The sequence below is a fragment of the Myxococcus sp. CA033 genome (assembly GCF_013336625.1).
GTDB classification, from domain to species: Bacteria; Myxococcota; Myxococcia; order Myxococcales; family Myxococcaceae; genus Myxococcus; species Myxococcus llanfairpwllgwyngyllgogerychwyrndrobwllllantysiliogogogochensis.
In genome coordinates this window covers 43,594-56,298 of the sequence record NZ_JABUMU010000026.1, presented here as the reverse complement: position 1 = coordinate 56,298, position 12,705 = coordinate 43,594, and the positions used below count along the sequence as shown (strand labels likewise).

At 67.5% G+C, this 12,705-nt stretch carries 10 protein-coding genes; 5 read left to right on the top strand and 5 right to left on the bottom strand.

Annotated elements, in window-relative coordinates; all coding sequences use genetic code 11:
* Positions 1-70 precede the first annotated feature (70 nt).
* Complete coding sequence (locus HUA78_RS38105) at positions 71-1,720, top strand: DUF4082 domain-containing protein (protein ID WP_217442752.1); 1,650 nt, start codon at positions 71-73, stop codon at positions 1,718-1,720.
* Between the two features lie 31 nt (positions 1,721-1,751).
* Here HUA78_RS38105 and HUA78_RS38100 read toward each other — a convergent pair whose 3' ends face one another.
* The 5 genes from HUA78_RS38100 to HUA78_RS46910 form a co-directional block, all read right to left on the bottom strand.
* Positions 1,752-3,032: a hypothetical protein gene (locus tag HUA78_RS38100; RefSeq protein WP_174478421.1), complete on the bottom strand. Its 1,281-nt coding sequence runs from the start codon at positions 3,030-3,032 to the stop codon at positions 1,752-1,754.
* Complete coding sequence (locus HUA78_RS38095) at positions 3,032-4,576, bottom strand: caspase family protein (RefSeq protein ID WP_174478420.1); 1,545 nt, start codon at positions 4,574-4,576, stop codon at positions 3,032-3,034. The genes HUA78_RS38100 and HUA78_RS38095 overlap by 1 nt, the downstream gene beginning before the upstream one ends.
* The gene (locus HUA78_RS38090; RefSeq protein ID WP_174478419.1) at positions 4,573-5,277 is read right to left on the bottom strand and encodes a DUF4384 domain-containing protein; all 705 of its coding nucleotides are present in this window, start codon (positions 5,275-5,277) and stop codon (positions 4,573-4,575) included. Before HUA78_RS38090 ends, HUA78_RS38095 begins: the two co-directional genes overlap by 4 nt.
* A complete protein-coding gene (locus HUA78_RS38085) occupies positions 5,274-5,759 on the bottom strand; it encodes an RNA polymerase sigma factor (RefSeq protein WP_174465285.1) in 486 nt (161 codons plus the stop codon). Before HUA78_RS38085 ends, HUA78_RS38090 begins: the two co-directional genes overlap by 4 nt.
* Before the next feature lie 326 nt (positions 5,760-6,085).
* Positions 6,086-6,583 (bottom strand): hypothetical protein, encoded by a 498-nt coding sequence (locus HUA78_RS46910; protein ID WP_254614836.1) that lies wholly within the window; start codon positions 6,581-6,583, stop codon positions 6,086-6,088.
* A gap of 237 nt (positions 6,584-6,820) precedes the next feature.
* Between HUA78_RS46910 and HUA78_RS38075 the strand changes: the two genes are divergently transcribed.
* The 4 genes from HUA78_RS38075 (at position 6,821) to HUA78_RS38060 (ending at position 12,697) form a co-directional block, all read left to right on the top strand.
* Positions 6,821-7,849 carry a hypothetical protein gene (locus HUA78_RS38075; RefSeq protein WP_174478418.1) on the top strand — a complete coding sequence of 343 codons (1,029 nt, stop codon included), beginning with the start codon at positions 6,821-6,823 and terminating at the stop codon, positions 7,847-7,849.
* A 157-nt stretch (positions 7,850-8,006) separates the two neighbouring features.
* Positions 8,007-10,259 (top strand): di-heme oxidoredictase family protein, encoded by a 2,253-nt coding sequence (locus HUA78_RS38070; RefSeq protein ID WP_254624124.1) that lies wholly within the window; start codon positions 8,007-8,009, stop codon positions 10,257-10,259.
* 34 nt (positions 10,260-10,293) lie between these two features.
* Positions 10,294-10,947, top strand: a complete 654-nt coding sequence (locus HUA78_RS38065) for a glutathione S-transferase family protein (protein ID WP_174478416.1) — start codon at positions 10,294-10,296, stop codon at positions 10,945-10,947.
* A gap of 322 nt (positions 10,948-11,269) precedes the next feature.
* Positions 11,270-12,697, top strand: coding sequence for a tetratricopeptide repeat protein (locus HUA78_RS38060; protein WP_174478415.1), 1,428 nt, complete (start codon positions 11,270-11,272; stop codon positions 12,695-12,697).
* The last annotated feature ends 8 nt before the right edge of the window (positions 12,698-12,705 follow it).

The following is a 12,705-nucleotide window of genomic DNA, read 5'->3' as shown; positions in this document are numbered from 1 at the left end:
CCGCCCGAAAAGAAATCCTTCGGAGGCAGTGCCCATGAGAGTTCGGAGTCTTGCAGCGGTCCTTTTCATCGTGTTGTCCGCCTGTTCCGCCGGCACCGTGGACGATTCCCCGCGCCAGGAGGTGCTCGCCGGTGAGCACCAGTCCCTCGAGGCGGGCGAGGTTTCGCTCTTCCTCGACTCGGCGCGCCCCACCATCGCGATGGACAGCGATACCGGCGCGGTGGAGCTGGGGATGAAGTTCCGCGTGTCCGTTCCGGGCACCGTCCGTGGCGTGCGCTTCTTCAAGGGCGGGGCCCAGAATGCCGGTCCGCACCGCGTGAGCCTGTGGAACCGGGCGGGCGCGAAGCTCGCGGAGGCGACCTCCACGAGCGAGACGACGACGGGTTGGCAGACGGTGCGCTTTGCTTCCCCCGTCACCGTCATCGCGGGGACCACCTATGTCGTGTCGTACTACGCGGCGGCCGGACGGTATGGCGCCACCGTGGGTGGCTTCAACGCGGAGAAGTCACGCGGCCCCATCCGGGGACTCGCATCGGGCGTGGACGGGGTCAACGGCGTCTATCGCTATGGCGGCGGCTTTCCGACGCAGGGCTACCAGAACACCGACTACGCCGTGGATGTGGTCTTCCTACCGGACAGCACCGAGCCCTCGCCGGATACCCAGGCGCCGACCGCCCCCTCGGGACTCGTCGCGTCCGCGGCGTCCGCGAGCGCCATCAACCTGGGCTGGAATGCCTCCACGGACAATGTCGGCGTCGCGGCCTACGACCTCTTCCGCGATGGCGTGAAGATCGCCTCCACGTCGAGCCGCGCCTACACGGACACGGGACTCACGGCGGCCACGGTCTACAGCTACCTGGTGAAGGCGCGTGATGCCGCGGGCAATCTCAGCGCCGACTCGAACGCCGTCACGGCGACGACCGGCTCCAGCCCTCCGGCCGGCGGCTTTCCGAATGCGAGCAATACAGGCGTGCCGGCGGGAACGCAGCTCACGCCCTACACCGGACCGTGCTCCATCTCCGTGGCCAACACGCTCATCGACTCCAAGACGGTGAACTGCGACCTCACCATCCGCGCGGCGGGCGTCATCATCCGCAACTCGAAGATCAACGGGAGTGTCTCCACCGACGAGAACTCCACCGGGTTCTCCTTCACGCTCACCGACTCCCACGTCGACGCGGGTGACCGCATCGTCACGGGAGTAGGCGCCGTGAACTTCACCGCCGTTCGCGTGCACGTGCAGGGTGGCAATCGCTCCATCCACTGCTGGCACGACTGCGAGATTCGCGACTCCTACGTCCATGGCCAGATGACGGACGAGACGGGCACCGCGCACGAGTCCGGCATCCGGATGGGCCGGAATGTCACGCTCCGGCACAACACCATCATCTGCGACGCGCCGGACGTGCCGCCCGACGCGGGCTGTTCGGCGGCGCTCACCGGCTATGGCGACTTCGCTCCGGTGGAGAACAACCTGGTGGAGAACAACTTCTTCCCCGGCACGACGGGCGGCTTCTGCGCCTATGGCGGGTCGTCCCAGGGCAAGCCGTACTCGGGCGCGACGAACAACATCCGCTTCATCGGCAATGTCTTCGGTCGCGGTCAGAGCGGGCGCTGCGGCTGGTACGGGGCCATCACCAGCTTCGACACCTCGGAGCCGGGGAACGTCTGGTCCAACAACACCTGGGAGGACGGAACGGTCCTTCCTCCGTCGAACTAGCGAGCAGCGTCAGGGCGGCATCCCGGAGGTCTCAATCGTGTCGCTCGATGGGGACCTCCACGCCCGTGGCCTCCCAGACGTTGCCCTCGGCGGACAGCTGCGTCTGGGTGCTCACGAGCACGGCGCAGTCGTAGACCGTCCGGGCGCCGAAGACGTTGTTGCGCACCACCATGCCTTGAAGGCTTGTGCCGCCCGCATGTCCCAGGTTCACGATGCAACTGCCGCGGTCGAGCCGGTTGCGTTCTACCCTCACGTCGCGCGTGGGCCCCACTTGCTGGTTCACGAAGACCGCCGCGCCGATGTCTTCCCCCGGGCCATGCACGTTGCTGTCGTAGATGCCGATGTCTCGCCCCTCGAAGATGCTGATGCCGTACTGGGCGCCCACCGGGTCCAGTGCGTGGATCCACGAGGACTCCACCCGAGCGCCGGACCGCAGGCCCATCCCCACCACCACCCCATGCACGTCGAGCCGGCGCGCGGTGAAGCCTCCTCCCACCACGCCCCACTGGAGCGTCGAGGACTCCTCGGCGAAGACCTCGATGTCCTCCAGCAGGACGCCCGTCGCCCCTGAGACGTTGATGATGCCGTCAATCTCGCGGGGCACCGGCGCGTGCACGACACACCGGCGCACGGTGACGTCGTTCGCGCGGATGATGAGTCGACCGTGGATGTCCCGGTCCTCGAGCACGGCCCCCGGCGTGTCCAGCACGACGTCTCCCTCATGTCGGACCAGCGTCGTGCCCGGGGGGACGCCGGTGTTCCGCGGGCCGGGAAGGTCCGGGTTGGCCCGGCAGGAGACGTTGGCGGGACAGGACTTGCACGCGCCGTCCTCGCACCGGAAGCCATCCGCGCATTCGATGGGTTCGGAGCACAGGGGCTGCGCGAGCCCGAGGTCCTCGAGCGCGGAGAGCTGGCCGAAGCTCCGCGTCCCTTCGCTCCAGGAACCGGCCATCGGGGCCGGGAGGCCATCCCGGGTCATCCGGACAAGGGAGGCGGGGCCACGGTGGCCCGGGGCCGACTCGGCGCGCATCTCCACCCGCGCGGGGACGGCGAGCGTCCGCATGGAAGGCTCCAGGGCATAAGCCACCCCCACCGACCAGCTCCGCACCCCCAGCTCCCGGAGTGAGACGGTCTCCTCGCTCTTGAGTGCTCCCGGCGGAAAGGTCACCCGGAGGCGACCATCGCGGGAGGTGACGGTGCCGCCTTCGCGCCCGATGACACGCACGTCGGGCCGCCCGCGTGCATCGAAGAGGCCTTCACCACACGCGCACGCGAAGAGGCCCAGGGCCGCGACGAGGAGGACGTCACGCATCAGAGTCGGAAGCCCAGGCCGGTGACGGCTTCGACCGCGGGCCGAAGGACCACGCGGTCATTCAGCCTGAACGAGGCGAGCTGTGCCTCCACCTCCGAGAACCAGGAGACCCGGCCCCCGAGGGGCAGCGCATGGGAGAGCACCGCCCCCACGCGTCCGCGGAACGCCGTCCCTTCCGACGTGCTCGCCACCGACTGCCGGACCGCATCCGCACCCAACCGGCCACCGGCTTCGAGCCCCCGGACAGGAAGCCGCCAGAGCCACGCGACATCCCCTCCCAGGCTCCGGAGCGCATAGGGCAGCCCGGCATCCTGGCCCCGGCCGTCCTGGTATCTCGCTCGGAGCCGCAGCGTCTGGGATGTCCCCATCGCGACGTCCCCTCCCAGCACCAGCGCGGGCGCAAGCCCCATGCCCCGAAGTGGCGGCGTGTTGAGACCGACCGCGGCGAGCAACTCAAGCTCCCGTGCGACGGCCTCGCCTCCCTTCTCTCCGCGCTCGGCGAAAGGCCGCTGCGTCAGCGTGACGGTCGTGGCCGTCCGTTCCTCCCCGCGCCTGAGCGCGAAGGCGCCGGTCCGGACATCGTCCGCGGTCGTGCGAATCAGCCGGTAGCTTCCGGCACGCAGCGCGAGCTGCCGTGGCTTCACCGGGTCCTCTCGGAGCTCCAGCACCTCGCCGAGCCCCTCGTCGCGCACGACGAGCCAGCGCCTGTCGGGTTCCGTCCCCGGAGCGAAGACAAGACGCGCGTCCGCGTGGCGCAGCTCGGTGAGCACGAGCTCGCCCTTTCCCTTCAGGTCCAGGGCATACGTCGGGCGCTGCGCGACTCCGGAGACCTCGGCCGTGTGGGAGACGGTCTTCGCATAGGCATAGCGATAGGCTTCCTGGAGCGTGATGCGACTGTCTCCATCGGCGTCCGCGGCGCCTCGGAGCCCAGCTGTCAGGTGGTGGGTGAAGAAGCTCCCGCGCAGCTCCGCGCTCTCGAGCGCGTTCTCCCCTGGACCCGAGGACGCGAGAATCGCGGTCCCATCCGGGGACTCGTCGCTCGTGACGTCGAGCGCGAAGCCGCCGGGAAGGGCTTTCGCCCCCTTCGGGGTGATGAGCCCTCCGGATCTGCACGCATCCACGAAAGCCAGTCGCACGTGCGCACGCGAGGCCCCGAGCAGCTTCCTCAGCTCGGCGAAGGAGAGGCTCTCGCTTCCCAGCTCCAGGCCCTGCTCCGTGGCATGCCCGGACCAGTAGAGGAGCAGCAGGTTTCGCCGCGAGGAGTGGCGGGCCGCTTCGGCGATGCGCTGTTCGAGCGCTCGCACCTCCGCGAGCAGCCGCGCGCGAGTGGGCTGATGAAGCACGCGCACGTCCTCGCCGTGAAAGCCCCCGAGCTCCTTCAGCGTGTCCGCGAAGCGCGAGGCATCCGCCTCCGCGAAGCGGAGCCGCGCGTGGCCCGGTGCGCCCACGTTGCCGCCGACCGCGAGAGCAAAGCGCCGTTCGGGCAACTGGGCCTTCGCGGAGGCCGCGAAGAAGAACATGAGGAACAACGCAAGCCGGCTCATGGCGCGCCGCGCTCGAGCAACACCGTGGCGGTTCGAGCTCCGGGGATGTGAACCGCCGTGGAGTCTCGCAACGGGCTCCCCTGGAGGGCCTGCTCCACGACGGCCCAGCTCAGAGGCTCCCTCGACATCACCGCCCAGATCCGCTCCGGTCCTTCAGCCGCATCGAGCACCGCGCTGCCTGGAAGCAGCTGTGTCCCGTCCACCGCGAGTGGTGTCGTCCCTTCCGCGGGCACGAGGCGGGAGACGGCGCCCGTCGAGTCGACGGAGGCAATCCAGACAAAGGCCGCCGAGCCCGGCGCGACCTGGAAGCGGAGCGACTCTCCTGGTCGCACCCGCTCGCCCTGGGTCGCGGCTCGCGGCGCTCCCTGCCCTCCGATGTAGACGGTGAGCTCCTCGCCCTTGGTCGCATAGCGCGGGGCCTCTGGGGGAGGGGAGCGGAGGAAGAACAGGGCGGCCGCGGCGAGGGCGGCCGCCGGCAGCAGTGGCGCCCATCGCGGCAGAGGCCGGGACCTGGCCTGGGTCTTCGCCATCCAGCGAGGGTTCTCGAGGGCGAACGCGCGCGAGGCCTCCGCGGCGGACCGCTCCCAGGTCTGGCAATGGGCACACCCGGCGATGTGCCGGGCAGTGGCGGGATTCGCGTGGAGCAGGTGCTCCTCGAGCGCGAGGTCGCTCGGGCACTGCGCCGTCCGTGCCGCGTTCATTCGAAGACCCCTCGGCGGGCGTTCGCCAGGAAGAGCTGGATGCGCTTGCCGACCGTCTTGCGCGAGAGGCTGAGAAGCTCGGCGGCCTCCTCCTGGGAGTGGCCGTCGACGAGCACGAGCCACGCGACCATGCGCTCGTGCTCCGTCGCGCAGGAGAGCGCCTTGAGCGCCATCTGCCGGTCGGCCACCTCCGCGAAGCTGTCCGTGGGCGCGGGCGCGTCGTGGTTCAGCTCCGCCCCGCTCGCCGTCTCCCAGGCATCGTCGCGCAGTTGGGCGAAACACACCCGTGTCGCGACGACGTAGACCCAGCGCAGCTGTTCGGGCTCCGGAGGAAGCCGGGAGCGATGACGCACCAACTGCATGTAGACCTTCTGACAGGCGTCCGCGGCCTCATCCGGATTGCGCAGGATCTTCAGACACCGGCGGTAGATGGCCGGTCCCAGTCTGCGGCAGACCTCACTGAGGGCATCACCGTCGCGCATCAGGGAAGTCCGACGAGGGGGAGGAGGACATCTACCGCTGCGACACCGAGCGTACACCCAGCCTCCGCACGGCGGAAGACGGAGTGGCGGGCGGTTCATCGCGGCGCGGTGCCGCCATCCGGGTTGGAGCCGGGGAGGTTGATGCCGAGCGCGTTCGCGAGGAGTGAGGGCGTCGCATCCCCCGGCAAGACGGAGGTGAGCCTCCCTTCCGCCCGGCGCTGACTCGCGCTCCTTCAGTGGGGGGAAGGCGGCTCGCCGTGAGCATCGATCACCGTCGTGATGCGCGTTTTGACGCACTCATGCAGGGTGGCCGAGCTTCTCCCTCTTCATGGGACGGTCCATCGTCCACGTTCGCCACGAAGATGGGCCTTTGCCGTTTCTACCGTGTCGCCGCGAGAGGCCCTGCTTCTCAGCTTGAGTTTATCGCTTTTGCTCAGGTCTCTCCAAGGCTCGAACATGTGTGAGGTTCGCGACTGCCAGAGAACAACGCCCCTCCAGCCACCTCTCAGCGACTGCTCGTGAAGAAATGAATCAAGCTTCTGAGTGAGTGATATGGGTTTCAGCTCTTTGCTGAGAAGAAAGTCGAGGATCGCAGGTTGTCTTGATTGAACGGCTCTGACGATGGAGGTCGCGACGACGACTGTGCGCTGGTTTGGAAAGGCATGCTTTGAGAGCATGGACTTGACGTCACTCAGCCGGCCTTCGTCCACGGCCTGGTATACTTTCTTGGCGACTTGCTTTTCGCGTGCGTTCGTGACGAGCCAGAGCGAGACCAATCCCGCGAAGGGTAGAAGAATCAAGAGCCAGTTAGTCCGCGTCTCCATGAGTTCAGCATATCGTTCGGCTGAGAGGGGCTGACAGAAAATGGGGGCACACCACGCCCTCCGGGCCCACGCCGGCGCTCGACCGACCACATGTGCCGACAAGGCCTGGACGCCCCGGGGGGACAGGCCGAGGGCGTAGCCATCAGCGGAGCAAACTTTCATGATGGACCAGGCAGGCCACATGACCCCGCGACTCATCGCGGGGGCGCGGGCCTGGCGCCTGAACGAGGACAGACCGTGGAATCCCGAGACCTCTCCGCACCCGCCTGGTCGGCGTTCAAATCCTGGCTGCTCAAGTTGCCCGGCGTCCCCATCTCCCGCCTCCGGCTCCTGACTGGCGGCTGTCCGGCGGAAGAGCTGCCCGCGCTCGCGAAGGAACTCAATCGCGTGCGGACCGACTTCAAGAAGCGCCCCAATGAGGTCTCTGCCCCCGCGGATGAGGGACTCCGGAAGGATTACGCGGCGCTGGGTGTGCCCTGGTCCGCGTGGAGCGAGGTGGCGAGCGAGGTCCAGCGCGACCTGAAGCGCAAACGGTACGCGCGCTGGACGGGGGTGGATGCGCTCGAGTTCCCCGAGGGGCCTTGCACCGCGGACCTGGTGACCGTCGTGTTGTTCGGAGGCGTGGAGCAGGCCCGACCCCATCTGCTGCGCCGCGCTTCGCTCGCCGCGGGCTCGCTGGAGGCGCTGTGGTGCCGGTGGCTCGCGGGTGAGCCGCTCGAACCCGAGACGCTGCGCGCGTTCGCGGGTGCGCCGGAGCAACTCGCCGAACCCCTCTACACCCCAGGCATCGAAGAAGTGCTGCCGCTGTTCTTCGTCGAGCCGGACACCGCACGCGCCGAGCGGGCGCTGGAGGTCGCCTCGGCGAAGTTGGGCTCGTCCCGGGCGCAACCGTTGATGGACTTCCTGCGCTCCCTGCTCGGACTGTGGCGTCAGGACACTTCGGTGGAGGAGGTGAGGGCGCGCTTCGATACGAGTGTCGCGACCCTCTCACCCTCCGAGGTCGCCCAGCTGAGCGCGCCCGCCTATCTGTATGGCCGATACATCGAAGCACTCCCTCCGCACGTGCTGCTGGAGCGGGTGGGCTCGCGTCTGGAGCGCATCGCCGTGCCTGCCCGGGTCGCGGATGTCCAGCCCGTCATGGAGGCCCTCGCCGCGCTCGAGGAGTTGACGGCCCTGGGCCTGGGCCTCCGCCTGGAGCAGCGGCCCGGGAATGTTCTGCTCTCCGCGCAGGAGCCGGAGGCTGGGGGAGGGGACGAGTTCCTGTAGCGCTGGTGTATGGGCGATGTGCGTCATCCAGACGGATGACGCCAGGGCGTGCCCGAGCAAGCCGCTCGATTATCTCATTCCACACAGACGCCATACGCATGGCGAGTTAAGTTCGAAATCAGTCTATTCCGGCTTTTGATGCGATAGACTTCAGGGCATGAGAGAACCTTCCAGCACACGAGCGGCGGCTTGGAGTCTGGCCATCATGGGGGTGTTCATCGGCGCCTGCGGGAACGCGCCCCAGGCCGAGCGCGATGAAGCGCAGCCCGCGCCTTCCTCGATGCCGGCGTCCATGCTCTCGGTGGTCCCGCTCTTCGACTCCAGCACCCCGCTGGAGCCCGCGGTCGTGGTGGATACGCCGACGGCGCTCATCACCCGCCTCGCGGACCGGTCGCGTGATCGCCACGCCCGTGAATCTCAGTTCCAAAGCTACGAGCACTACCTGCCGCTGTACTTCGAATACCGCACCCACGGCATTGAGATCATCGACAGGGTCGCCAAGGGGGGCGGCGACATCACCGTCAACATCACCACGCTCTGGCCCTTGGACACGCCGGACTTCCGCGCGTTCTACCAGGGGCAGGCGGTGCTCTCTCAGTATTGGTTCAACGTGGACATGACGCAGGTGGATCCACTGCGCTACACGGCCACCATCAATTACAATGCGAAGGAGAACCGGCGAATCCAGGTGGGCGACCGCATGGAGATTGAAATCAGCCCGTTCCTGCTCCCTCCCGTCGTGGGACGCGCCAACTATTACGGGACGGCGTTCCTCTACATCGTGGGCCAGGGCGGCATGGTGCCCTGGGAAGGAAGGGGCTCGAACCTGGACTCGTTTCCCCTGCCGGAGACAGCCTGGCTGGGGGGGCGCACGACGCTTGGCTACAGCTACTCGAACGAGCCGGCGCACCTGTTCAAGCAGATGGCGACGAACACGGCGCCAGGGAACGCCCAGCCATTCGTCGAGGGGCGGCGCCTGCATCACACCGACTTCAGCGATGGCTCCCACTCGGAGGTTGGCAACCCAAGCCTCACCGCGCAGCAGAACAAGCTCGGGCCCTCCTATATCGGTCGCAGCTGCGTGGCCTGCCACACCAACAATGGCCGCGGGCTTCCTCCCGACCCGGCGACGTCCGTGTATACCTTGCGGTTCTATGTGAATGACGCGCCCTGGGCGGACCTTCACTACAAGCTCAACGGAGGCGCCCAGCAGAGCTTCCGGATGGCGCATGACAGCTCCAACGCGAACACCCATCTCCTCAAGAACATCCCGGCGGGCACGGCCGTCCAGTACCACTTCACCATCGGCAACACCTCGGGGGGGCTGAGCACGACGTCCCCGGTGAGCTTCACGGTGAACGGCGGTGGTGCCAGTGGAGGGAATCCTGGCCACGTCGTCCTCGCGCCTCCTCTCCTCTATACCGTCAGAGTGGGAGCGGTCGGCACCACCGTGACGGCGCATCCTGCACTGGGGTGGGTCCTGCAACCGCAGAGCACCAACGGGAGCCCCGAGGGCAACGTGAGCATCTCGGGCTGGGCGGTGACGGGCGGCACGTTCGGTGATGGCACGGGCTATCAGTTGCGGCGCCCCCTCTACAGCTTCACGGGGCCCGTTCCCACGTACCATTCGGCCCGAATCACTCCGCCCCTGGTCGGGATGGGACTCTTGGAGGCGCTCGATGAGACCATGATTGCCAGCCTCGCCGACCCCAACGACGCCAATGCCGACGGCATCTCGGGTCGCATGCAGACCGTGGTTGATCCACAGACGGGTCAGCCGCGCATGGGGCGCTTCGGTTGGAAGGCGGGCAAAGCGAGGCTCAGGCATCAGATCGCGAGCGCGCTCAATGTCGATCTTGGCGTCACCACGTCTGTCTTCCCGGTTCCGGATTGCGGCTCGGGACAGACCTGTGTCGGAGCAAGCACCGAGTTGGCTGACGCGGACCTGGATAAGATGGTTCGCTACGTCGCCCTGCTCGGGGTCCCCGCGCGCCGCAATCTCAATGACGCTGTGGCGCTTCAGGGGGAAGGCCTCTTCGGCAGCATGGGCTGTGCCCGGTGCCACGTCGCGACGTTGGCGACCAGTCCGTATCACCCCCACGCCGAGCTGCGCAGCCAGGTGATTCGTCCCTACACCGACATGCTGTTGCATGACATGGGACCGGGGCTGGCGGACAACCTCCCCGAGGAGGGGGCCACGGGAGAGGAGTGGCGCACGCCACCCCTTTGGGGCATTGGCTTGACGGCTGGCGTCAGCGGCGGGGAGGCCTATCTGCATGACGGCCGTGCTCGCAGCCTCTCCGAGGCCATCCTGTGGCACGGTGGAGAGGCTGAGTCCTCCAAGGAGGCCTTCCGCACCCTGGGCGGCTCCCAGAGGGCGGCCCTGCTCAAGTTCATCCAGTCACTCTGACGGGAGTGATATTGGTGAGGGCAAGGAGCAGGACATGACCATCACCATCACCGCCTTTGAACGCTCACCTGATCGCGGCAACGGATTGGCGCGGGACATGCGGGTGCGCTGGGCGCTGGAAGAGGTGGGCCAGCCCTACGACGTCCGTCTGCTGTCGTTCGAGGCGATGAAGGAGCCCGCGCACAAGTCGCTGCATCCGTTCGGTCAGATTCCGACCTATGAGGAGGGCGATCTCGCCTTGTTCGAGTCCGGCGCGATTGTCTTCCACATCGCGGAGCGCCATGCCGGCCTGCTGCCGGAAGACGCGAATGGCCGGGCGGGCGTGATTGCGTGGATGTTCGCGGCGCTCAATACGGTCGAGCCGCCCATCTTCGACCGCAGTCTGGTGATGATTCTCGAGCGCGACCAGCCCTGGTACGAGCATCGCCTGCGCGCGCTGGACACCCTCATCCGGAAACGGCTGGACGACCTCTCCGCGTTTCTCGGCGACGCGGACTGGCTAGGCGGCGCCTTCAGCGCGGCCGACATCCTCATGGTGACGGTCCTGCGCAGACTGCAGACGTCGGGCATTCTCGAGGCGTATCCGAGCCTCGCCGCCTATATCGCCCGCGCCGAAGCGCGGCCCGCCTACAAGCGTGCGTTCGCCGCGCAACGAGCGGTGTTCAACGCCGCCCCGCGGACCGCGTGACGGCACGGGCCCGCGCCGGGTCAGGGCTGCAGCGCCAGTCGAAGCGCGTCGATGAACCCGGGCCTGGGGTCGTTGACGGGACGGTTCTGGTCGTCCTCCGGCTCCTGCGCCCACTTCCTTCTGCGTCTTGAATAATCCCTCGCCCTTGTCGTCCAGGACGGCGCGCAGGTCGCTGTAGCCGTACTTGCCCTCTTGCTTGAGCTTCTCCATCGCGGTGACCACCTGGTCGCCCGAGACGCCGTGGCTCAACCTCAGCGACACGAACCGCTGCGTTCCGGACTTCGCGCGAAGGCAGTGCGAGAACTACAGTCACAGACGGCCCATGCTTTCATTCCTCCTGCCACTCCTTGTCGCCATCGCGCCCGCGACCTCCCCGGAGATTTCGTCGGCGAACCTCAAGAAGACCCCCGCCTTCCAGGACTGGCGCGGCGGACGCTTCCTCTTGGAGGAACTCTGGGTCGAACTCCCGGAGGCCGGACTTCGCGTGGGCTACTTCGTCGTCCCCAGCCCACGGACCCGCGAGTCCTCGGATACTCCTCCGTTCCATGACGCCTTCTTCGTGGTGGACCCACGCACGGGGCAGCCCGTTGCCCCGGCCGTGGTACGAACGAGTCAGCCCCTCAATGGCTGTCCGGAGATGGGCAAGGTCTCTCGGCTTACCCCCGAGCCCGAGAGCGCGACCTCCGCCGCGGTCCGTTTTGGCAATGGTGCTCAGCGGTGTCTGCTCCGGCTACGGCGCGTGAAGGAGGCCTGGGTCGTCTCCCTCTTCCCGGATGAGGCCCGCTCCCCCGTGGAGACCTTCCCAGCGGCAGCGGTCGCCCTGGAGAAGGTGCTGGGTCCCCGGGACGGAGGGGCTCACAAGCTCAATTGGTCCTACCTTCCCAACTCCCGCTGGCTGCTCGCCGCGTCCCAGAAGGAGTGCGGCCTGTGGGTCGTCGACAGCCTCACCTCCGAGGTGAACGCCACCGCCAGCGAGGCGATGACCCGGGAGCTCTGCGGGTGTCTCGATGAGACCATCTCCTTCGGAGAAACGGAGTTCGAACTCCCCCAGACGGTGTACTCCATGAGCTGGACGGGCGGAGGCACCGCGCTTCCGACCTGTGATTGCACGTTCGCGCAGACGGGCGAGGCTGGCGTCAAGTGCTCGGCGTACATGGGGCGCGAATACTCCCTCCCGGAGTTCGAGGAGATGGCAGAGGACGGAAGGCTGACGAAGAAGTGGGAGGACGAGAACCTGAATGAGTTGGAGGATTTCCGTCGCACCCACCAGGGCCTGCTCGCCGCTAACGAGGAGGCACTCACTCAGTGGAGAGCGGGGCAGCAGAAGGCGGCGCTCGCAGCGTGGACCACACTGTACCGGACATGGCTCGAGAGCGGCCGGCTCACCATTGAGGGCACCCTGGCCGCGATCACCGTGGAGGACGCCAGCCTGAGGAAGCAGATGAACCAGCAGTTGAATGCGACCATCGACCTCCGGGCGGAGATCCTCAACAACCTCGGCTTCGCGCTGTGGTCCCAGAAGGAGTGGTCACAGGCCGAGGCCGTCCTCGACGAATGCCTGGCGCTGCTCACCGAGACGGGCCACGAGCGCAACGTGCTCCACCTGAATCGGGGCGATTTGTTTCGGGACATGGGGAAGGGACCTGAGGCCATCAAGGCCTATCGGTCCTTCCTGCAGCGCAAGGGCACCGCGGCTCAACGCAAGCACGCGGAGCGAGAATTGCGGAAGCTGGAGCCGGGTTCGAAATGACAGTCTGG

Coding starts and splice junctions, on each gene's coding strand:
- HUA78_RS38100 (WP_174478421.1), bottom strand. CDS start 3,032: ATGCGTGACGTCCTCCTCGTCGCGGCCCTGGGCCTCTTCGCGTGCGCG.
- HUA78_RS38085 (WP_174465285.1), bottom strand. CDS start 5,759: ATGCGCGACGGTGATGCCCTCAGTGAGGTCTGCCGCAGACTGGGACCG.
- HUA78_RS38065 (WP_174478416.1), top strand. CDS start 10,294: ATGACCATCACCATCACCGCCTTTGAACGCTCACCTGATCGCGGCAAC.
- HUA78_RS38090 (WP_174478419.1), bottom strand. CDS start 5,277: ATGAACGCGGCACGGACGGCGCAGTGCCCGAGCGACCTCGCGCTCGAG.
- HUA78_RS46910 (WP_254614836.1), bottom strand. CDS start 6,583: ATGGAGACGCGGACTAACTGGCTCTTGATTCTTCTACCCTTCGCGGGA.
- HUA78_RS38060 (WP_174478415.1), top strand. CDS start 11,270: ATGCTTTCATTCCTCCTGCCACTCCTTGTCGCCATCGCGCCCGCGACC.
- HUA78_RS38095 (WP_174478420.1), bottom strand. CDS start 4,576: ATGAGCCGGCTTGCGTTGTTCCTCATGTTCTTCTTCGCGGCCTCCGCG.
- HUA78_RS38070 (WP_254624124.1), top strand. CDS start 8,007: ATGAGAGAACCTTCCAGCACACGAGCGGCGGCTTGGAGTCTGGCCATC.